Origin of the sequence: Pseudomonas arabinosi, assembly GCF_047758675.1 — a bacterium.
Lineage (GTDB): Bacteria > Pseudomonadota > Gammaproteobacteria > Pseudomonadales > Pseudomonadaceae > Aquipseudomonas > Aquipseudomonas arabinosi.
In genome coordinates this window covers 6739236-6759545 of sequence record NZ_CP180480.1, presented here as the reverse complement: position 1 = coordinate 6759545, position 20310 = coordinate 6739236, and the positions used below count along the sequence as shown (strand labels likewise).

Genomic DNA, 20310 nt, shown 5'->3' with positions numbered 1-20310 from the left:
ACGTAGCGCTTAGCGCCGAGTGGCGCGCATTATCCCGTTGCGGCGGGCGTGTAGCAAATGATGGTTACATTTTGCTCAATGAAATGTACCGGTTGGTTCGTGCGTGGCTGTCACTTGGCCATTATCCACATTGTGGTGGGCATGTCTGTCGTCTCTGTCGGTGGTCAACGGCAGAGTTAGCGGCTTTTTTATTGAGAGATTGCCGATGACTGTGTAGTCCCTATGCCGGCGAGGTAGCTAAGCAGCGCCGTGGACTACTACACTCGGTCATTCTTTGATACACGGAGGTTTTGACATGCGGCGCGTGGTGTTCAATCAGAAAGGTGGCGTAGGCAAATCCAGCATTGCCTGCAATCTGGCGGCGGTCAGTGCCAGCGAGGGTTATCGCACGCTGTTGGTGGATCTCGATGCCCAGGCCAACTCCACTCAGTACCTGACGGGGCTCACCGGTAATGACATTCCTATGGGCATTGCCGATTTTTTCAAACAGACCCTGTCTTCCGGACCGTTCGCGAAGAAAAACCAGGTCGATATCTACGAAACCCCGTTCGACAACCTCCACGTCATCACCGCCACTGCCGAGCTAGCTGACTTGCAGCCCAAGCTTGAGGCCAAACACAAGATCAACAAGCTGCGCAAATTGCTTGAGGAGCTGGATGGCGATTACGACCGGATCTACCTCGATACCCCGCCAGCGCTGAATTTCTACGCGGTATCTGCGTTGATTGCCGCTGACCGTGTACTGATTCCCTTCGATTGCGACAGCTTCTCGCGTCAGGCGTTGTATGGCCTGTTGGCGGAAATCGAAGAATTGAAGGACGACCATAATGAAGGACTGGAAGTCGAAGGGATCGTCGTTAACCAGTTCCAGGCTCGCGCCAGTCTGCCTCAGCAAATTCTCGACGAACTGATCGCCGAAGGTCTGCCGGTATTACCGGTGTACCTGGGCAGCTCGGTGCGCATGCGCGAATCCCACCAGGCCAACACGCCGCTGATCCACCTCGACCCGCGTCATAAGCTGACGCAGCAATTCGTCGATCTTCACAACCTGCTGGAAAACGCCTGACCGCTCAGGGTCAGATGCCCTGACTGCGCAACCAACTCATCAACTGCGGTAACGGGAAGGCCCCGCTCTGGCGTGCCACTTCCCGGCCGTTCTTGAACAGAATCAGGCTCGGGATCGAACGAATCCCCAACTGCGCCGACAGCTGCTGGTTTGCCTCGCTGTCCAGCTTGGCCAGTCGACACTTGCCTGCCAATTGCACCGCCGCCTGCTCGAACACTGGCGCAAACGACTTGCACGGCCCACACCACTCCGCCCAAACGTCCACCAGCAGCGGCAGATCGCCTTTGATCTGGCTGGCGTAATCGCTTTGCTTCAGTTCGAAGGGTTTACTCAGCAGGACTTCGGCTTTGCAGCGGCCGCATTTTGGATGGTCGTTGAGGCGTTCGGCGGGGATGCGGTTGAGGCCGTTGCAGTGAGGGCAGGGGATGAGGAGTGGGTCGGTCATGCGGATGATCCTGTAAGAAGCCGATCATCTCTATGTGGAGACGTCTGCTCACATTTTCAATCGTGCAGAAGGACACGGCCTATCTAGGCTGAGGGAGCCGCCGGCTGGACCATTGGTCCGCTCGTGAATATCGCATCTTGCGATATTCACCGTCTGTGTTTAACTCTTCCATAGCAAAATGCGATAAGGAGATTGCATGCATGTGTTCATTGAAAAACGAATCTGGGAAGCCAAGGAAAAATGGCCTCAGGCAGCGAATGCGCTCGATCAATGGTATCGACAGGTCAAACGCAACAATCCAGGGGATTTTGCAGCAATGAAGGCGGTGTTTCCTGCGACCGACAAGGTAGGGGAATTTCACGTATTCGATATCGGGGGAAACAAGCTGCGCTAGATTGCTTTTGTCAGATACCGGCCGCAGAAGCTTTATATCAAGCATGTGCTGGATCATCGCGAGTATGACCGGGGAAAATGGAAGGAGGAGAAGGGATGAGCGTTTTGATTAAAAATGCGGCCGAGCATTGGGAGTTCGTCTCGCCTGTGCTGCGCAAACCAAAAAATGAAGATGACTATGACATGTTGGCGCAGGCGCTAGACGAGTTGCTCGAGATGACGGGCGATGATGAGTCCCATCCGCTGATGAGCTTGGTGGACATCATCGGTGACTGGATTGCAGAGTGGGATCGTGATCATCACCCCATGCGCGAGGCCTCTGGTGCAGAGGTTCTCGGCTACATGATGCGCGAACACGGATTGAGCCAAAGCGAGCTACCCGGCGTCGGCACCCAATCGGTGGTATCCGAGATCTTGAGCGGCAAGCGTCAGCTCAACCTGCGGCAGATCCGCTGGTTGGCCGAGCGCTTCGGAGTGTCGGTGGAGACTTTTATCTGACCGGGTTCAGGAAGAACAACTGATCTCCAAATGCTTGCCCCACTCCGGCGGCCGCTCCGCGTAGCTCTCCATCCCCGCTTGCTCCTCGAATGGATTGCTCAGCACCGCATGCAGGCGACGTACCTCTGAATAGTCGCCGCATTCCGCCGCATCGATAGCCTTTTGCGCCAGGTAGTTGCGCAGGATGTATAGCGGATTCACCGCATGCATCCGGGCGCGGCGTTGCTCTTGGTCAACCTCACCTTCGCGGGCAACGCGGGCAACATAGAGCTCGCCCCAGGCATCGAAGCCTTTGATGTCGACGAAGTCATCGCGCAAGCGGGCGACGGCCAGTTCAGGTGAATCTTCCCCCAAACGGCGGAAGAACAGGCTGTAGTCGACGCCACTGTTCTGCATCAGTTGCAGCAGGTGCTCCAGCAGTTTCTGGTCATCGTCTTCGGCCTTGGTGAAACCGAGGCGGCGGCGCATCAGGTCCAGGTAATGGGCCTGGTAGAGCGGGAGGTACAGGCCGAGGGTTTCGCGCAGGGCTTCGACGCTGATGAATGGCGTCAAGGCCTGGGCGAGGGCGCTGAGGTTCCACTGGCCGATCGGCACCTGGTTGCTGAAGGAGTAACGACCCTGGTCATCGGAGTGGTTGCAGATGAACTGGGCGTCGAAGTCGTCGAGAAACGCGAACGGGCCGTAGTCGAAGGTAATGCCGAGGATCGACATGTTGTCGGTGTTCATTACGCCGTGGCAGAAGCCATAGGCCTGCCATTTGGCGATCAGCTCGGCATTGCGCTCGACGATTTCGCGAAACATCGCCAGGTACGGTTCCGGCTGTTCCAGGCATTCCGGGAAATGCATGGCCAGCACGTGGTCGCCGAGTTCTTTCTGCTTCTCGGGACGTTTGGTGTAGTAGAAATATTCGAAATGCCCGAAACGCACATGGCTCGGCGCCATGCGCAGGACCATGGCCGCGCGTTCCTGCTTCTCGCGCCACACCGGCGTGTCGGAGCCAATTACGCAGAGGGCTCGTGTGGTCGGGATGTTCAGGGCATACAGCGCTTCGGAGGCGAGAAACTCGCGAATCGAGGATCGCAGCACCGCCCGCCCATCACCCATGCGCGAAAAGGGCGTCTGGCCGGCACCCTTGAGGTGCAGGTCCCAATGCTCGCCGGCCTCGTTGTAGACCTCGCCCAGCAACAGACCGCGACCATCGCCCAACTGTGGGTTGTAGGAACCGAACTGATGACCCGAATAGACCATCGCCCTCGGGATCGCGTCGGCCCAGAGCTTATGGCCGCTGAACAGTTCGGCGAACTCGGGGGTTTCGGCCACGTCAGGGTCGAGATCGAGCAGCGCCATGGCGGCAGGGCTGGCCACCACCAGGCGCGGGTTGTCGATCGGCTCGGGCAGCACGTGGGCGGAAAACGTATCGCCCAGGCGGGCGAAACGATTATCGAAGGTCAGTTCGTCGAGGGCTTTCAAGGGCCATCTCCAGCAGAATGTCCGAGCATTCTGCTAGGGATAAGCCGCTTAGTCGAGCTTGGCGGCTGGCGGCTCTTGCAGCGGTTGGCCATCGGGTTTGGGCACAATGGTTTTGGCTTCCGGATCGACGGGCACCATTCTGTATTCCTGGCCCTGGATGTTCTTGAGGTAAACCTCCATCTGCCGGAACGAGATGTTGATGTGCTGTTTCTTGAACTCGCGATTGATGAAGCGGTTGACCTCATCAAGCACCGGGTTACGGTCACCGAGGTCACGCACATGCATGCGCAGCTCGTGGTCGAGGGTGCTTTCGCCGAAATTCAGGAAGTACACGTGGGGTTCCGGGTCTTTCAGCACTCGCGGGTTATCGCGCGCGGCCTTGAGCAGCAATTCCTTGACCAGGTCCAGGTCCGAACCGTAATCGACACCGAGCTTGAGGGTCACTCGGGTGATGGTGTCGGTCAGAGACCAGTTGATCAGTTGTCCTGTAATGAACGTTTTGTTCGGGACGATGATGTCCTTGCGGTCGAAGTCGGTGATGGTCGTGGCGCGGATGCGGATCTTGCTCACCGTACCGGACAGGTTACCAATGGTGATGGTGTCGCCAATCCGTACCGGACGTTCGAACAGAATCATGATCCCGGAGATGAAGTTGGCGAAGATTTCCTGCATCCCGAAGCCGAGACCCACCGACAGCGCCGCCACCAGCCATTGCAACTTGTCCCAACTCACGCCGAGTGTCGACAAGGTCGAGACGAAACCGATGCCAGCGATCACGTAGGACAGCAAGGTGGTGGTGGCGTACGCACTGCCCTGAGCCAGGTTCAGCTTCGACAGCACCAACACTTCCAGCAGACCTGGCAAGTTACGCGCGAGGGCAAAGGTGATGCCGATGATGATCAGCGCGCCGAGCATGTCGCCAATGCTGATCGGCACCATGCTCATGTTGGCGCCGGTGCCGCTGGTGTATTCGTAGAGGGTGATGTTGTCCAGGTACGAGAACACCGAGATGAGGTCCGACCAGACCCAGTACAGCGCCGCGATGAAACCGCCGAGCAGTGCCAGGCGGATCAGGCGCAGGGACTGTTCATTGACCTTCTCTATGTCCAGGGTTGGCTCTTCGATGACCGCTTCGCCGTCGCCGGCCTCTTTCGCGGCCTGGCGTTTGGCCAGGGCGCGCTGGTAGGCCAGACGGCGTGCTGCAACGCTGAGGCCGCGCACGAAGGTCGCTTCGATCACCAGCCAGAACATCAGCAGGTAAAGGGTGTTGATCAATCGGTCACTGAGCTTCAGCGCGGTGTAGTAGTAGCCGAAGCACACCGCCACGAACAACGCGACAGGCAAGACGGTGAACATGACTCCCACGGCCTTGCGGAACAGCGAAGCGTTCTGGTGAGTCGGGCTGCTGATCAGCAGGCGGCTGAGCAGCCAGGCCATCAACGCGTAGCAGGTCAGCACCACCGGCATGCCGAGTACGTCTTCGGCCAGGGTCGCGGGTTGCAGTTCGGCGACTGCCACCACCGCGACCAACGCCATGACCACCAGCCCGAGTCGACGGACCCAGCCCTGCAGGAATTCGACCTGAGGCTTTTCCCAGCGGAAATGCAGTTCGGCCACGCCACCCGGCGCGAGGATCCGGTAAGCGGTGTAGAACACTAGCCAGGCCTGGGCCATTTGCAGCAGCGCCGCGCCCATGTTCGCGTTCTGTCCGCGGGCGTCGATTTGCAAGGCCAGGCCACACAAGGCCAGGCCCAGGGAGACCGGCATCGCCAGCAGAATGTTGATCAGGATTGCCTGCGGCGTGTGCCACTGGCTGTCGCGCTTGAAGTGGCCGATGTCCTGGTGAACCTTGCTCAGTCGGGCATACAGGCTTTTGCGCCGCCACAGCAGGGCACCGATCAACAGTGCCAGGGGCAGGAACAGCAGAGGCCGTTGGGTCAGGCCGTCACTTAATTCGCTCAGGCTGGAAGCCCACGGCAGCGTTGTGACCTGACGTTCCAGGCGCTCCGGTACGGCGCGCATCCATTCCAGGTCCAGCGGCTTGTTGCTGGGAATCCAGAACATCTGCTCATCAAGGGTTGCCCGCAGGCTTTGCGCGGTGCTGAGCAGTTGCTTTTGATTGAGTTGCAACGTGATGGATTCGTTGAGCACCGCGCTGAGTTCGCGGTTCAGCCGCTCCAGCAGGTCAGCGCGGGTCGTGGCCAGTTCCAGCAGACTCTTGCGCAATTGCGGGGTGACTTGCTCGGGAGGCTGAGTCGACAGCAGGTTGTCGACGTAGGTCGCCGGGTTGCTGAGCAGTTCCCGTTGCTGGCTGACTTCGAATTGATAGAGGCGAATGTCGGCGATCTGGTCGGCCAGGTCACGGTCGAGCTTGAGGCGTGGCAGGGACTGTTTCTGTTTGTAGAGGATCTTGGAGAGCAGCAGGCTGCCCTTGAGCACGTTGATTTGCTCGTCCAGCGCCGAATCGCTCTGGGTCACGTTGTCCAGCTGCTGCTTGGTCTGCAGGTTTTGCTGGGTGACTTCGTTGAGGCGGTCGGTACTTTTGAGCAGGTAGTCAGAAAGCTTAAGGTTGGCCGCGCTTTCGGTAGCCAGCAGGGTGCTGCCGCCGGACTTTTGCGCTTCGATGGATTGCTGCGTCACCGTCTCCTGGGACTGGGCCAGGCGCTTCTGGTTGATCAGGGTTTGCAGCTCCTGGATTTCCTGATCCAGGCGATCGGATTTTTCCGAGAGCAAGTCATGCTGGCTGTTGCCCAAGTCCTGCAGTTGATTGTTGCCGGCCAGTTCCTGGCGACGCAACGGGATCAGGGCGTTCAGTGCCGCGAGTTCGGCGTTGAGCAGGTCGCGTTGCTCAGGGGTCAAGGTCTTGCCGGCGTCTTTGCCGACCTTGAGGATGTTGTTGATCTGCTGGATGCGTGTCTGGCTGGTGGAAATTTCGGCCTGTGCGCGCTCGGGGCGGGTCTGGGCAGTAATCACCAGACTGTTGGCGTCAGCCAGGGCTTTCTGCAGGTCGCTTTGCTGGGTGGAGCGCTCGGTGAGCATTTGCTCCAGTTGCTGAATTGGCTCTTTGGCATAGCGCTGCGGTACTGGCAGCACTTTGGCGGCTTTGAGCTTGGCCAGTTCTCGCTGGTTCTCGATGTTCTGCTTTGGGGCATTGGCCAGTTGCTGCTTGAGATCGGCCAGTTTCTGCTCGTAATCACGCTTGTTGTTGAGCTGTGTCAGCGTGTTTTGCAGGACGCTCTGCAGGGCTTTCTGATCGGCTTCCGGCAATTTGCGGTCGGCGATCTTGTTCAGGTTCGCCTGCACGGCTTCGCTGGACGGCGGTTCGGCCGCTTGCAATGTACCGACAGAAAGACTCAAGCCCAGCAGGGCCGTGATGATAAACGTGCGCAGGGTTGACATAGAGACCGATCGAAAGCGAGACGAAGTGTGGAGTTTAGAGGAAGAGTCCCGGACCGGGGCGACTTCCTTCGGGGAATCTGACGCCTACTTTACCGATCTTGTTCCCTTCCATGACCGCGACGGTCCAAATGGTGTTGTTCCACTCCACCTGGTCACCGACGACGGGTGCACCGCCCACTTTCTGGGCAATGAAGTGGCCGAGCGACATATTCGGATCGATGCCTTCCACTTTCAACCCGTACAGCGCCGCAACCGCAGCCAGCTGGGCGTCTCCTTCGAGTACGAAGTCGCCGAAGAAGCGCAGATCGAGGCCCCGTTGCGGTGCCTGACTGAAGAGTTTTCCGAGGGCTGGAAGGTTGTGTTCATGGCCGATTACGCACAGCAAATCGTCGACTTCGAGCACCGTACTACCCGACGGATGGAGCAGTTGCTGGCCACGAAACAGTGCCGCAATACGAGTGCCTTCGGGCATTTTCAGTTCGCGAAGGGGCGAGCCGATGCACCATTTCTCGGCACCGAGGCGATAAACGAACAGCTCCCACTCACTGGTGACGTGCACTTCCAGGGCTGCGCGGGAGATCGGTGCCGGCTCCGGCGGAACAGTCACTTTCAAAAGCTTCGCCACCCACGGCAGGCTCGTACCCTGCACCAGCAGCGACACCAGCACGATAAAGAAGGCAAGGTTGAAATAGAGCTGGGCGTTGGGCAGGCCGGCCATCAGCGGGAACACCGCGAGAATGATCGGGACCGCGCCGCGTAACCCGACCCAGGAAATGAATGCCTTCTCGCGCCCATGGAACGCCTTGAACGGCAGCAGGCCGACCATTACTGACAGCGGCCGGGCAAACAGAATCATCCACAGCGCCAGACCCAGGGCGGGCAGGGCAATCGGCAACAAGTCGTGGGGCGTCACCAGGAGCCCCAGCACCAGGAACATGCCGATTTGCGCCAGCCAGGCCATGCCGTCGAGCATGTGCAAAATGCCGTGGCGGCTGCGCACCGGGCGGTTGCCGATAACCAGGCCGCACAGGTAAACCGCCAAAAAGCCACTGCCGTGCAAGGCGTTGGTCAGGGCAAACACGACCAGTCCGCCAGCAATGACCAGGATCGGATACAGGCCGGTGGCCAAGTGGATACGGTTGACCAGTTGCAGCATGACCCAGCCGCCGCCCAGGCCGATAACAGCACCGATACCGAACTCACGCATCAAGTGCCCGAGCAGGCTCCAGTGCAGACCGGTCTGGCCGCTGGCGAGCATGTCGATCAGGGTCACGGTGAGGAACACCGCCATCGGATCGTTGCTGCCGGACTCGATCTCGAGGCTGGCGGTCACCCGTTCGTTCAGGCCTTTGCCACCGAGCAGCGAGAACACCGCCGCGGCGTCGGTGGAGCCGACGATAGCGCCGATCAGCAGGCCCTGGATCAGGTTCAGGTTGAACAGCCAGGCAGCGGCCATGCCGGTCAGCCCGGTGGTGATCAATACCCCGACCGTCGCCAGCGACAGCGCCGGCCATAACGCCACGCGGAAGCTGGAAACCCGGGTGCGCAAGCCGCCGTCGAGCAGGATGACGGCCAGCGCGAGGTTGCCGACCAGATAAGCCGTTGGGTAGTTATCGAAAATAATGCCGGCGCCATCGACGCCGGCCGACATGCCCACCGCGAGGATGATCACCAGAATCGGGATGCCGAGGCGCGATGAAAGTGAGCTCACCAGAATGCTTGCACCTACCAGCAACGCGCCGATCAAGAACAGGCTGTTGATGGTCGTCGCATTCAAAGGCAGTACTCCAGAAAGCTGAAAGGCGGGCGCAAACTGACCATGCAGTCTGCGTGCCAGCGATTCTAACCTGTTGAAATGTGATGCTGTCAAAAAGCTTTTTCAGATCAAAAGATCGCAGCCTCGTTTCACTCGACAGCTCCTACAAAGGATCTGCGTAAACCTGTAGGAGTTGTCGAGTGAACGAGGCTGCGATCTTTTCGGCAGTGATGCGATCTTCGTTTAGAGGCTAAACCGCCCAACCATGTTGTTCAGGTCCAGCGCCAGGCGCGACAGTTCATTGCTCGCGGCACTGGTCTGGTTAGCCCCGGTCGCCGACTGCACCGACAGATCACGAATATTCACCAGGTTGCGATCCACTTCGCGGGCAACCTGTGCCTGCTCTTCGGCCGCGCTGGCGATGACCAGGTTGCGTTCGTTGATTTCGACGATGGCACTGTTAATAGTGTCCAGCGACATGCCAGCACCACGAGCAATGTTCAACGTCGACTCGGCGCGCTCGGTGCTGTTGCGCATCGAATCCACCGCGTGTTCGGTACCGCTCTGAATGCTGCCGATCATGCGTTCGATTTCGCTGGTCGACTGCTGGGTGCGATGTGCCAGGGCACGGACCTCGTCCGCCACCACGGCGAAACCACGACCGGCCTCACCGGCACGGGCGGCTTCGATCGCCGCGTTCAATGCCAGCAGGTTGGTCTGGTCAGCCAGGCCGCGAATCACGTCCAGCACTTTACCGATGTCACGGGACTCGTTGGCCAGGTCGCCGATCAGGGTCGCGGTGCTTTGCACGTCGGCGCTCATGCGTTCGATGGCGCTGACGGTTTCCTGCACCAGGTCACGACCGTCACCGGCGGAAGTGGTGGCATTTTTCGAGGCTTCGGACGTGCTGACGGCATTGCGCGCGACTTCTTCCACGGCGCTGGTCATTTCGTTGACTGCGGTGGCGGCCTGTTCGATTTCGTTGTTCTGCTGGGTCAGGCCACGAGCGCTTTCGTCGGTGACACTGTTGAGCTCTTCAGCGGCCGACGCCAGTTGCGTGGCGGAACCGGAAATCCGTTGCAGGGTGTCGCGCAGCTTGTCCTGCATCTTCGACATGGCCAGCAGCAAGCGGCCGGCTTCGTCCTCACCGTCTACGGTGATCGGACGAGTCAGGTTGCCTTCGGCGATTTCTTCTGCAGCGCTCAAGGCATTGGCGATCGGCTTGGTGATGCTGTTGGTCAGCAACCAGGCAAAGAGCAGGGTCAGGCCACTGGCGATGACCAGCAAAGTGATCACCAGATTGAGGGACGTCGAATACTGCTCACCGGCACGCGTGTCGGTTGCTTCTATCTGTTGGGTGTTGATCTCAAGCAACTTCGCGAGGGCCGAGTTGACGGCTTCGGAGTTGGAGAGCAATTCGCTGTTGAGCATGGTGCGCAGTTCGTCGACCTGGTTGTTGCGCGAGAGCGTCTTCATCCGGTCTTCGAGTTGGCGATACTGCGCCAACAACTGCACGTATTGATCATAAGCCGCGCGTTCCTGCGGGCCGTCGATCAGCGGTTCGTAGACTCGTTGAGCGTCGCGAATCTGCTGATTGCGCAGTTCAAACAACTCGAAAGTTTTCTGCTGCACGTCAGGTTCACGGTTCACCAGCAAACGGTAGGACAGCACTCGCAGACGCAGGGTCAACTGAGTGAACTCGTCGAGGCTCTTGATGCTCGGTACGCTCATGGAGGCGATGTCTTCACCGGCGCCGCGAATCTTGCTCATCTGGTTCAAGGCGAATACCCCCAAAACCAGCATCAAACCGCCAATCAGGGCAAAACCGAGGAACGCCCGTGGCGCGATATTCATATTACGAAGGGACATGGTGTTTACCGAAATGAGCGCATCCGTGCGGCGCTGAGACTGACGTATGGGTGACTTATCGGTCATACGACTAAAGTCTTGAGGCCCTGCGCGTTTTTGTCGCACAACCGCTCCGGCGACGAAGTGCAGGAACCAGATCCGCCAATCACAGTCTTTAAAGTTCGCGAGGAAGGTCGCCCGCCAGGAAAATCAAGGCCTTGCGCCCCAATAACCCTGGCATCCGTGGTGACTTTTCTTTATCGTACGCGCCCCTTGAAAATGCTTGGAAAATCAAAATGTTGGAAGCATCCCTAAGCCAATTGGAACAGCTGGTCAGCGACCTGGTGCAACAGAACCAGACCCTGCTCGGCACCAACCAAACCCTGAGCGCAGAACTGGCCCAGGCCAAGGATGAAAACGAGAGCCTGCAACTGAGCCTGATGGAACAGGAAGAGAAACAAGGTGCTACCGCTGCACGCATTCAGGCCCTGGTTGAGCGCGTCAGCGCCGGCCCAGTCAGCGCATGAATCACGGCGCCGCAGGGGTAAAAGTCGTCTCGATCCTGGGGGAGGACTATTCGATCAAGGCGCCGGCCGGGGAAGAGCAAACCCTGCTGGACGCCGCGTTAATGCTGAAGGCTGCCCTGGCCGACACCAAACGGAAGTACCCGACGCTGATCGGTGACCGCTTGCTGGTGCTGGCCGCGATGAATCTGTGCTCCCAGCAGATCGAAATGCAGAAACAGCACAAGCAGGAACTCGACCGTTACCAAGAGCAAGTCAGCGCCACGGTTGAAGTGATCTCCAAGACGATCAATCAGGCCTGATCGGCTTTGCGCACAACCAAAGAATAAATTGTCGTTTGAGTTGTATACAATCGGCACGGCTGTTGCAGCGTTTCAGCCTCTTATTCTTTGGGGGTGCTCCATGCAGTTCTGGCGACGCAGTATTCAATGGCAGTTGATCCTGAGCATGGGCACCGCCCTGCTGGTCAGTATTCTGATCGTGGTTGGCATTTATACCCTCGTGGTCAACCGTCTCGCCGAGCGCTATCTGGTCGAACAAGCGCTACCGTCGAGCATCGAAGCGATGCGCAACGACATCGAACGAATCCTCGTTCAACCCCTCACCGCCGCCAAAGACATCGCCAGTAACAGCATGGTGCGCGACTGGTTGGCCGGGGGCGAGAACAGTGCCCAGACCGACACCTTCGTGAAGTATCTGGAAGGCATCCGCGCCGAACACAAAGCCTTTACCGCGCTGATTATCGGGACCGCTTCAAGCCATTACATCACTGAAAAAGGCCTGGACCGGACGCTCAGCCGATCCAGCCCCAATGACGCCTGGTTCTATTCGTTCCTCGACAGCAACCAGCCGCGCACCCTCAACATCGACAATGACACCGCGACCGGAGAGTTGGCCCTGTTCATCGACTTCAAGGTCGAGCAGGCCGGCAAAGTTGTGGGCGTTGCCGGGCTCGGCCTGAGCATGAAAGAGTTGTCGGAGCTGATCCACAACTTCAACTTTGGTGAGCGCGGCAAGGTCTATCTCGTGCGTTCCGACGGTTTGATCCAGGTTCACCCCGAGGCGCAGTTCAGCGGCAAGCGCTCCTTGGCCGAACAGATTGGTGTCCCGGCAGCGCAAGCCGTCATGGGCCAACAAGCTGCCACCCACAGCAGCTTCGATCGCGATGGCGAAGATTTCCTGGCATTGAGCCTGCCGTTGCGGGATTTGGGCTGGACCCTGGTGGCCGAAGTGCCACAGTCGCAGATCTACGCCGAAGCCCGCCGCGCCATGTGGATGAGCAGCGGCATTGGCCTGGCGGTGGCGCTGGTTTGCCTGATGCTGGTGGTGTGGTTGGCCCGTGGATTGGTGCGGCCGATTCGTCAGGTAACAGCAGCACTGGTAGCCATCGGTAGCGGTGGTGGAGATTTGACCCACAGGTTAGATTCCAGTCGCGCCGATGAGCTGGGCGACCTGGCTCGCGGCTTCAATCGGTTCCTGGAAAGTCAGCGCGACATGATCGGTGAAGTGCTGACCACCAGCGAGCGTTTACGCACGGCAGTCGGCCAGGTGGCACGGGTGGTGGACAACACCGCCGAACGCTCCGGCCGGCAGCAGGAAATGACCGACATGGTCGCCACCGCCGTCCACGAAATGGGCCTGACCGTGCAGGAAATTGCCCAGAATGCCGGCAATGCAGCGATGGCTTCGCAAACCGCCCGGGATGAGGCGATGCAGGCGCGGGAAGTGGTGGGCGGGTCGATCCGGCATATTGAAAGCATGTCCGATGAGATTGGCCTCGCTGCCAGTGCGGTGGGCGAGTTGGCCCATCAGGTGGCATCCATCGATCAGGTGCTGGCAGTGATTCGCGGGATTTCCGAGCAGACCAATTTGCTCGCGCTCAACGCGGCCATCGAAGCGGCGCGGGCCGGGGACATGGGGCGTGGGTTTGCGGTAGTGGCGGATGAAGTGCGGACGTTGGCGCGGCGCACGCAATCGTCGACTGATGAAATTCAGCAGATGATCGGCAGCCTCAAGCAAGGCGCGGAGAACGCGGTGTCGTCGATGCATTCCGGGCAAGCGGCGACGGGGACTGGTGTTGAGTCGAGCCAACGCACCGGGGCGTCGTTGACGGCGATTACCGGCCAGGTCGAGCGCATCAGCGACATGAACCATCAGGTGGCGGCGGCGACGGAAGAGCAGTCGGCGGTGACGGAAGAGATCAACCGGAACGTGCAGGGGATTTCTGATCTGGCGCGGGCTACCGCTGGGGAGGTCAGGGCTTGCCGCGAGGATTGTCAGACGTTGCAGCGGTTGGCGGATGATCTGGCGCGGCAGATGGGTGGGTTCAAGTTGAGCTGAGGTTTTTGCGGTGTGTCAGTTCAGGCCACCCCTCACCCTAACCCTCTCCCGGAGGGAGAGGGGACTGACCGATTTGTTCTTTCGAGTTATATCGACCTGAAATATCGAGTCGAACTCAGGCTTTGAAAACCATGAAGATCGGCTCCCTCTCCCCTCTCCCCCCTGGGGAGAGGGCTGGGGTGAGGGGTGGATCTAATGCCTGGTGAAAAACTTCACCTCACCCTTCATTATCAAAACCACTCATCCTGCATCCCAAGACACACATCATCCCGAGCCTCAAGAATCGCCAATTCATGGTGACAACCCGGCACTTCCCACGTCAGAAAATACCGCGCCGCCTGCAACTTGCCTCTATAGAAGCTCACATCCGCCGAATTCCCTTTGGCCAATCCTTCCTCAGCGCGAATCGCCTGCTCCAGCCAGCGCCAGCCAATCACCGTGTGCCCGAACACTTTCAGGTACAGCGCTGAATTCGCCAGGCTGCTGTTGACCTTGCCCTGAGCCAGATCCGTCAGCAGGCCGATGGTCACCGTTTGCAGGCGCGCCACCAATTTCTCCAACGGCTCACGCAGCGCGGTCAACGATTCATACGCTTGAGCGCGCTCGGCGGTATCGGCAATCAGGCGGATCAATTGCTTGAGCCCCGCACCACCGTTCTGCGCCAGTTTGCGGCCCAGCAAATCCAGCGATTGAATACCGTGAGTCCCTTCATGAATCGGGTTCAAACGGTTGTCGCGGTAATACTGCTCCACCGGGTATTCACGGGTGTAACCATGGCCACCGAGAATCTGGATCGCCAGTTCGTTGGCCTTCAGGCAAAACTCCGATGGCCAGGATTTGACGATCGGCGTGAGCAAATCCAGCAGTTCGTGGGCCTGTTTGCGCTCGGCTTCAGTCTCAAGGGTCGTGGTGTCATCGAACAGCCGTGCCGCGTACAACCCTAAGTCGAACGAACCTTCGACGTAGGCTTTCTGGGTCAGCAACATGCGTTTGACGTCGGCGTGCTGAATGATCGCCACCGGCGCAGTGTTCGGATCCTTGCTGTCCGGTACGCGACCTTGCGGACGCTCGCGGGCGTACTCCAGGGAATACAGATAACCGGCGTAACCGAGCATCACCGCGCCCATGCCGACGCCGATCCGCGCCTCGTTCATCATCTGGAACATGTAGCTCAAGCCGTGATGGGGCTTGCCCACCAGGTAGCCGACACACTCGCCGTTATCGCCGAAGTTCAGCGCGGTGGAGGTGGTGCCGCGCCAGCCCATCTTGTGAAACAAGCCCGCCAGAAGCACGTCGTTGCGTTTGCCCAGGCTGCCGTCATCGTTGACCAGAAACTTGGGCACGATGAACAGCGAAATCCCCTTCACCCCGGCCGGTGCGTCCGGAAATTTCGCCAGCACCATGTGCACGATGTTTTCCGACAACGGGTGATCGCCGCCGGAGATGAAAATCTTGTTGCCCTTGAGTCGATAGGTGCCGTCAGGCGCAGGCTCTGCGCGGGTACGAATATCCGACAGCGACGAGCCGGCATGCGGTTCGGTCAGCGCCATGGTGCCGAAGAAGTGTCCGTCGATCATCGGTTGCAGGAAGCGCTGTTTCTGCTCCTCGGTGCCGAAACTTTCGATCAGGTTTGCCGCGCCCATGGTCAGGAACGGATAAGAGGTCGACGCCGCGTTGGCCGACTGAAAATGCGCAAAGCAGGCCTGGGACAACAGCGTAGGAAGTTGCATGCCGCCCGCGTCGAAACTGCGCGCAGCGTTGAGGAAGCCGGCTTCAAGGAAGGCATCCACCGCCGGCTTTACTTCCGGAATCAGAATCGCCTGACCGTCCTCGTAGCGCGGCTCGTTCTCGTCGCCTTTGCGATTGTGCGGGGCGAAGAACTTCTCGGCGATATTGCGGGCGGTGCCGATGGCAGCATCGAAGGTCTCGCGGTTGTGCTCGGCGAAACGCTCACGCTGGGTCAGGCCTTCGGCATCGAGGACTTCATACAGCTCGAAAGCCAGATTGCGGGAACTGAGCAACGTCTCGGACATGGCGGCCTACCTTTTTTTGGAATGGACCGAGTCTAGGCGTGGGAAGGGCGGGGTGAACAGGATGATTGATGAGCGTGATGGTGGAGTCCGGGCACCGCTAATCAAATGTAGGAGTGAGCCTGCTCGCGATGGCGATTGCACAGTCAAAATGGATGTGACTGACAGACCGCTATCGCGAGCAGGCTCACTCCTACAAGGGATTTGATTGCCAGGCAACCATTGCGGTTGCCTGGCTTACAGCGTGTTAACCGATGGTCATCAAGCTGGCATTACCACCCGCCGCAGCAGTGTTAACACTCAATGCCCGCTCAATCACCAGGCGTTCCAGCGCAATGTTGGTCTCGCCTTGCGACAAACCATGGACCCCAACGATCGCACCGGCACGCTTGGCCACTTGCTGGCACACCGCGCGCAGCTGATCGGAATGGCCGTGATGCAGAACCGCATCAAACAGCACTTCGTCCTTGCTCCAGTCGGCAACCAGCTTGATCTTCGCCTGAACTTCCTTCGGCAGACGTGCGAACAACGCCTTGGTCAATTCAGCTTCCGGCCATACCGCCGAACCGCCGACGGCCAATACCGCCGCCAGTTGTGTCAGCAGATCGCCTTCGACTTCCGCCAGGCACAGCACGTGTTCGCGCGGCAGGATGGCGTAGCTGTTGCGTTCGCCGGTCGGGCCCGCCAGAACACGGGTGATCCCGCTTTGTGATTGCGCCGCGAACTGCACGCACAGGGTGTTCAGGTCGGCAAACTTGTTGCTGTCAGCCCAGGCCTGCAGAGCCTTCAGCGGTTTGCTCATGGCATCACGCAGACGAACATCCGGGGCAGCGATGGCATCACCGCGAGCGAAGGATTGTTCGATTGCATCGGTAGGACGTGTTGACAGCAGGCGGTACAGGTACAGCGGACCACCGGCTTTCGGGCCAGTACCCGACAGGCCTTCGCCACCGAACGGCTGCACGCCGACCACAGCACCCACGATGTTGCGGTTCACGTAGACGTTACCGGCGTTGACGTTGTCGATCACCTTGGCGATGGTCTCGTCGATGCGGGTGTGCACGCCCAGCGTCAGGCCGTAACCGGAAGCGTTGATCTGACCGATCAGCTGATCGATGTCTTTACGCTTGTAGCGAACAACGTGCAGTACCGGGCCGAAGATCTCACGTTGCAGCTCGTCGAAGCTTTCCAGTTCGATCAGCGTCGGCATCACGAAGGTGCCGCGTTTGACTTCTTCGGTGTTGGCGATTGCCACTTGGTACACGCTGCGACCTTTGTCGCGCATGGCCTGGATGTGCTTCTCGATGCCCGCCTTGGCTTCGGCGTCGATCACCGGGCCGATGTCCACGGACAGGCGCTCAGGGTTGCCAAGGCGGCATTCAGCCATGGCACCTTTAAGCATTTCGATGACACGGTCAGCGGAATCTTCCTGCAGGCACAGCACTCGCAGTGCCGAGCAACGTTGACCGGCGCTGTCGAAAGCCGACGACACTACGTCGATCACAACTTGTTCGGTCAGTGCCGAAGAGTCGACGATCATCGCGTTCTGGCCACCGGTTTCGGCGATCAGTGGAATCGGGCGACCTTGAGCATCCAGACGACCCGCGACGTTGCGTTGCAGCAAACGAGCGACTTCAGTGGAACCGGTGAACATCACGCCTTTGACCCGATCGTCACCGACCAGACGAGCACCGACGGTTTCACCGCGGCCCGGCAGCAGTTGCAGCACGCCTTCCGGAATCCCGGCTTCGAGCAGCAAGCGCACGGCTTGAGCCGCTACCAGCGGAGTTTGTTCCGCAGGCTTGGCCAGTACCGGGTTACCGGCGGCCAGTGCCGCAGCGACTTGACCACTGAAAATTGCCAGCGGGAAGTTCCAAGGGCTGATGCACACCACCGGACCCAATGGGCGGTGGGCGTCGTTGGTGAAATCGTTGCGAGCCTGAACTGCGTAGTAACGCAGGAAGTCCACGGCTTCACGAACTTCGGCGATGGCGTTGGCGAAGGTCTTGCCGGCTTCGCGAGCCAACAGGCCCATCAGCGGCTGGATCTCGCCTTCCATCAAATCGGCGGCACGCTCCAGAATCGCGGCACGTTCGGCGGGCGGGGTGGCCTGCCAGATCGGCGCAGCATTCAGGGCGCACTGGATCGCGTTGTCGACGTCTTCGACGGTCGCTTCCTGCACATGGCCAACCACGTCACGCAGATCGGACGGGTTCAGGACCGGCGCAGGGGTTTCAGTGCTGGAGGCGCAACCGAGCATTGGCGCGGCTTTCCAGTGGTTATGAGCAGTGGCCAGCAGGGCGCACGACAGGGAAGCCAAACGATGTTCGTTGGCCATGTCGATGCCGCTGGAGTTGGCGCGCTCGGCACCATAAAGATCACGCGGCAGCGGAATACGCGGGTGCGGCAGGCCGAAGCCGCCTTCCAGCGTCGCCATCCGCTCGATGCTGGCCACAGGATCGGCCACCAGCGCCTGAATCGAGATGGACTGATCGGCGATCTGGTTGACGAACGAGGTGTTTGCGCCGTTTTCCAGCAGACGTCGTACCAGGTACGCCAACAGTGTTTCGTGAGTGCCGACCGGTGCGTACACGCGGCACGGACGGTTTAGCTTGCCTTCGGAAACTTTACCTACAACCTGTTCGTACAGCGGTTCACCCATGCCGTGCAGGCATTGGAACTCGTACTGGCCGGGGTAATAGTTCTGACCAGCGATGTGGTAAATCGCCGACAGGGTGTGGGCGTTGTGCGTGGCGAATTGCGGGTAGATGACTTCCGGCACCGACAGCAGTTTGCGTGCGCAGGCGATGTAGGAAACGTCGGTGTACACCTTGCGGGTGTAGACCGGATAGCCTTCCAGGCCTTCGACCTGGGCGCGCTTGATTTCGCTGTCCCAGTACGCGCCTTTTACCAGGCGGATCATCAGGCGATGACGGCTGCGGCGAGCCAGGTCGATCACGTAGTCGATCACATATGGGCAACGCTTTTGATAAGCCTGGATCACGAAACCGATGCCGTTCCAACCGGTCAGTTGCGGCTCGAAGCACAGGCGCTCCAGCAGATCCAGCGACAGCTCGAGGCGGTCGGCTTCTTCGGCGTCGATGTTCAGGCCGATGTCGTATTGCTTGGCCAGCAAGGTCAGCGACAGCAGGCGCGGGTACAACTCGTCCATCACGCGCTCGTACTGCGCACGGCTGTAACGCGGGTGCAATGCCGACAGCTTGATCGAAATGCCCGGGCCTTCATAAATCCCACGACCGTGGGACGCTTTGCCGATCGAGTGGATGGCTTGTTCGTACGAGGCCAGGTACTTCTGGGCGTCGTGCTCGGTGAGTGCGGCTTCACCCAGCATGTCGTAGGAATAGCGGAAACCTTTGGCTTCGAACTTGCTGGCGTTGGCCAGGGCTTCGGCGATGGTTTCGCCGGTCACGAACTGCTCGCCCATCAGGCGCATGGCCATGTCGACGCCCTTGCGGATCATCGGCTCGCCGCTCTTGCCGATGATGCGGCTCAAGGACGACGTCAGGCCGGCTTCGTTGTGGGTAGCGACCAGTTTGCCGGTCAGCAGCAAGCCCCACGTGGCGGCGTTGACGAACAGCGATGGGCTGTTGCCCAAGTGCGGGTGCCAGTTGCCGGTGCTGATTTTGTCGCGAATCAGTGCGTCACGCGTGCCTTTGTCCGGGATGCGCAGCAGCGCTTCGGCCAGGCACATCAGTGCCACGCCTTCCTGGGACGACAGGGAAAATTCCTGCAACAGGCCCTGAACAATCCCGGCACGGCCGCCGGCGCTCTTCTGATTGCGCAGTTTTTCGGCAATCGAAGCGGCGAGCTTGTTGGTGGCTTCGGCCATGGCAACCGGCAGGCGAGCCTGCTCGATCAGCATCGGCACCACTTCCGGCTCAGGGCGACGGTAAGCAGCAGTGATCGAAGCACGCAGGACCGATTGCGGCAGGATGCTTTCAGCGAATTCCAGGAAGCACTGGTGCGCGTGGTCGGCGTGGACCTCGCCAGCGTCGTCAGCATCTTTGCTGATCAAACCGCTCAGCTCGGTCAGGGTTGCACCACCCTCGAGTTTTTCCAGGTAATTGAAAATTGCCTGCTTGATCAGCCAGTGCGGCGTGCGATCAATCGAGGTCGCGGCAGCCTTGAGGCGCTCGCGGGTCGGGTCGTCAAGTTTGACCCCAAGGGTGGTGGTAGCCATATTTTTATCCTCATGTTTGCCACGACCGCGTGGCATCAGCTGGCGGCAAGATTAGCCGTGCAACCGTCGAGGTGCAACCGGGTGCAACCCTTTTTTTGTCGGAATTATAAGCAGCTCGTCAGGAAATAAATTCCGGTACGAACGTCCCGCTCCTGCTTGGTGCTTTTGCTTCTAGTAAACCGCCATGACTGCGCTAAAAGGGAGCAAAAACAGGGTTTTTTCAGGTAAATCCGACTAGGTGCAACTTATTCTCTCGAAACTGGTTGCACCTTATTTGCTTTGTTGAATAGCATTCGCGCCAAGGTGCAACCGGTCAAAAAAGACAGGTGCACCGGCTGAT

At 59.4% G+C, this 20310-nt stretch carries 11 protein-coding genes and 4 pseudogenes; 7 read left to right on the top strand and 8 right to left on the bottom strand.

Features of this window, described 5'->3' with window-relative positions:
- The first annotated feature begins 295 nt into the window (after positions 1-295).
- Entirely contained in the window at positions 296-1066 is a 771-nt protein-coding gene (locus tag ACMXYJ_RS31270) for a ParA family protein (protein ID WP_008149632.1), read from the top strand.
- Positions 1067-1076: 10 nt separating this feature from the next.
- Here ACMXYJ_RS31270 and trxC read toward each other — a convergent pair whose 3' ends face one another.
- Complete coding sequence (gene trxC / locus ACMXYJ_RS31265; RefSeq protein WP_415758228.1) at positions 1077-1511, bottom strand: thioredoxin TrxC; 435 nt, start codon at positions 1509-1511, stop codon at positions 1077-1079.
- Between the two features lie 196 nt (positions 1512-1707).
- Between trxC and ACMXYJ_RS31260 the strand changes: the two are divergent.
- Together ACMXYJ_RS31260 and ACMXYJ_RS31255 are read left to right on the top strand one after the other, a co-directional pair.
- Positions 1708-2004: pseudogene (locus ACMXYJ_RS31260) on the top strand (type II toxin-antitoxin system HigB family toxin).
- A complete protein-coding gene (locus tag ACMXYJ_RS31255; RefSeq protein WP_415758227.1) occupies positions 2001-2402 on the top strand; it encodes a helix-turn-helix domain-containing protein in 402 nt (133 codons plus the stop codon). Before ACMXYJ_RS31260 ends, ACMXYJ_RS31255 begins: the two are co-directional and overlap by 4 nt.
- 6 nt (positions 2403-2408) lie before the next feature.
- Here ACMXYJ_RS31255 and selO read toward each other — a convergent pair whose 3' ends face one another.
- From selO to ACMXYJ_RS32105, 5 genes and pseudogenes are all read right to left on the bottom strand, one after another.
- Entirely contained in the window at positions 2409-3872 is a 1464-nt protein-coding gene (gene selO / locus ACMXYJ_RS31250) for a protein adenylyltransferase SelO (protein ID WP_415758226.1), read from the bottom strand.
- A 48-nt stretch (positions 3873-3920) separates the two neighbouring features.
- Positions 3921-7271 carry a mechanosensitive channel MscK gene (gene mscK, locus ACMXYJ_RS31245; RefSeq protein ID WP_415758225.1) on the bottom strand — a complete coding sequence of 1117 codons (3351 nt, stop codon included), beginning with the start codon at positions 7269-7271 and terminating at the stop codon, positions 3921-3923.
- A gap of 34 nt (positions 7272-7305) precedes the next feature.
- Entirely contained in the window at positions 7306-9048 is a 1743-nt protein-coding gene (locus ACMXYJ_RS31240) for a potassium/proton antiporter (RefSeq protein WP_415758224.1), read from the bottom strand.
- 327 nt (positions 9049-9375) lie between these two features.
- Positions 9376-10323 (bottom strand): annotated as a pseudogene (locus ACMXYJ_RS32110) (methyl-accepting chemotaxis protein); the annotation flags it as partial.
- 99 nt (positions 10324-10422) lie between these two features.
- A pseudogene (locus ACMXYJ_RS32105) lies at positions 10423-10830 on the bottom strand (MCP four helix bundle domain-containing protein); the annotation flags it as partial.
- Between the two features lie 341 nt (positions 10831-11171).
- Here ACMXYJ_RS32105 and ACMXYJ_RS31230 point away from each other — a divergent pair.
- From ACMXYJ_RS31230 to ACMXYJ_RS31215, 4 genes and pseudogenes are all read left to right on the top strand, one after another.
- Positions 11172-11402, top strand: coding sequence for a hypothetical protein (locus ACMXYJ_RS31230; RefSeq protein WP_008149645.1), 231 nt, complete (start codon positions 11172-11174; stop codon positions 11400-11402).
- Entirely contained in the window at positions 11399-11701 is a 303-nt protein-coding gene (locus ACMXYJ_RS31225) for a cell division protein ZapA (RefSeq protein ID WP_008149648.1), read from the top strand. Before ACMXYJ_RS31230 ends, ACMXYJ_RS31225 begins: the two co-directional genes overlap by 4 nt.
- A 100-nt stretch (positions 11702-11801) precedes the next feature.
- A pseudogene (locus tag ACMXYJ_RS31220) lies at positions 11802-12872 on the top strand (cache domain-containing protein); the annotation flags it as partial.
- Positions 12873-12893: 21 nt separating this feature from the next.
- A complete protein-coding gene (locus ACMXYJ_RS31215) occupies positions 12894-13739 on the top strand; it encodes a methyl-accepting chemotaxis protein (protein ID WP_415760831.1) in 846 nt (281 codons plus the stop codon).
- A 230-nt stretch (positions 13740-13969) separates the two neighbouring features.
- Here ACMXYJ_RS31215 and ACMXYJ_RS31210 read toward each other — a convergent pair whose 3' ends face one another.
- Together ACMXYJ_RS31210 and putA are read right to left on the bottom strand one after the other, a co-directional pair.
- A complete protein-coding gene (locus ACMXYJ_RS31210) occupies positions 13970-15772 on the bottom strand; it encodes an acyl-CoA dehydrogenase (RefSeq protein WP_415758222.1) in 1803 nt (600 codons plus the stop codon).
- Positions 15773-16016: 244 nt separating this feature from the next.
- Entirely contained in the window at positions 16017-19970 is a 3954-nt protein-coding gene (gene putA / locus ACMXYJ_RS31205) for a trifunctional transcriptional regulator/proline dehydrogenase/L-glutamate gamma-semialdehyde dehydrogenase (RefSeq protein WP_415758221.1), read from the bottom strand.
- Between the last annotated feature and the right edge of the window lie 340 nt (positions 19971-20310).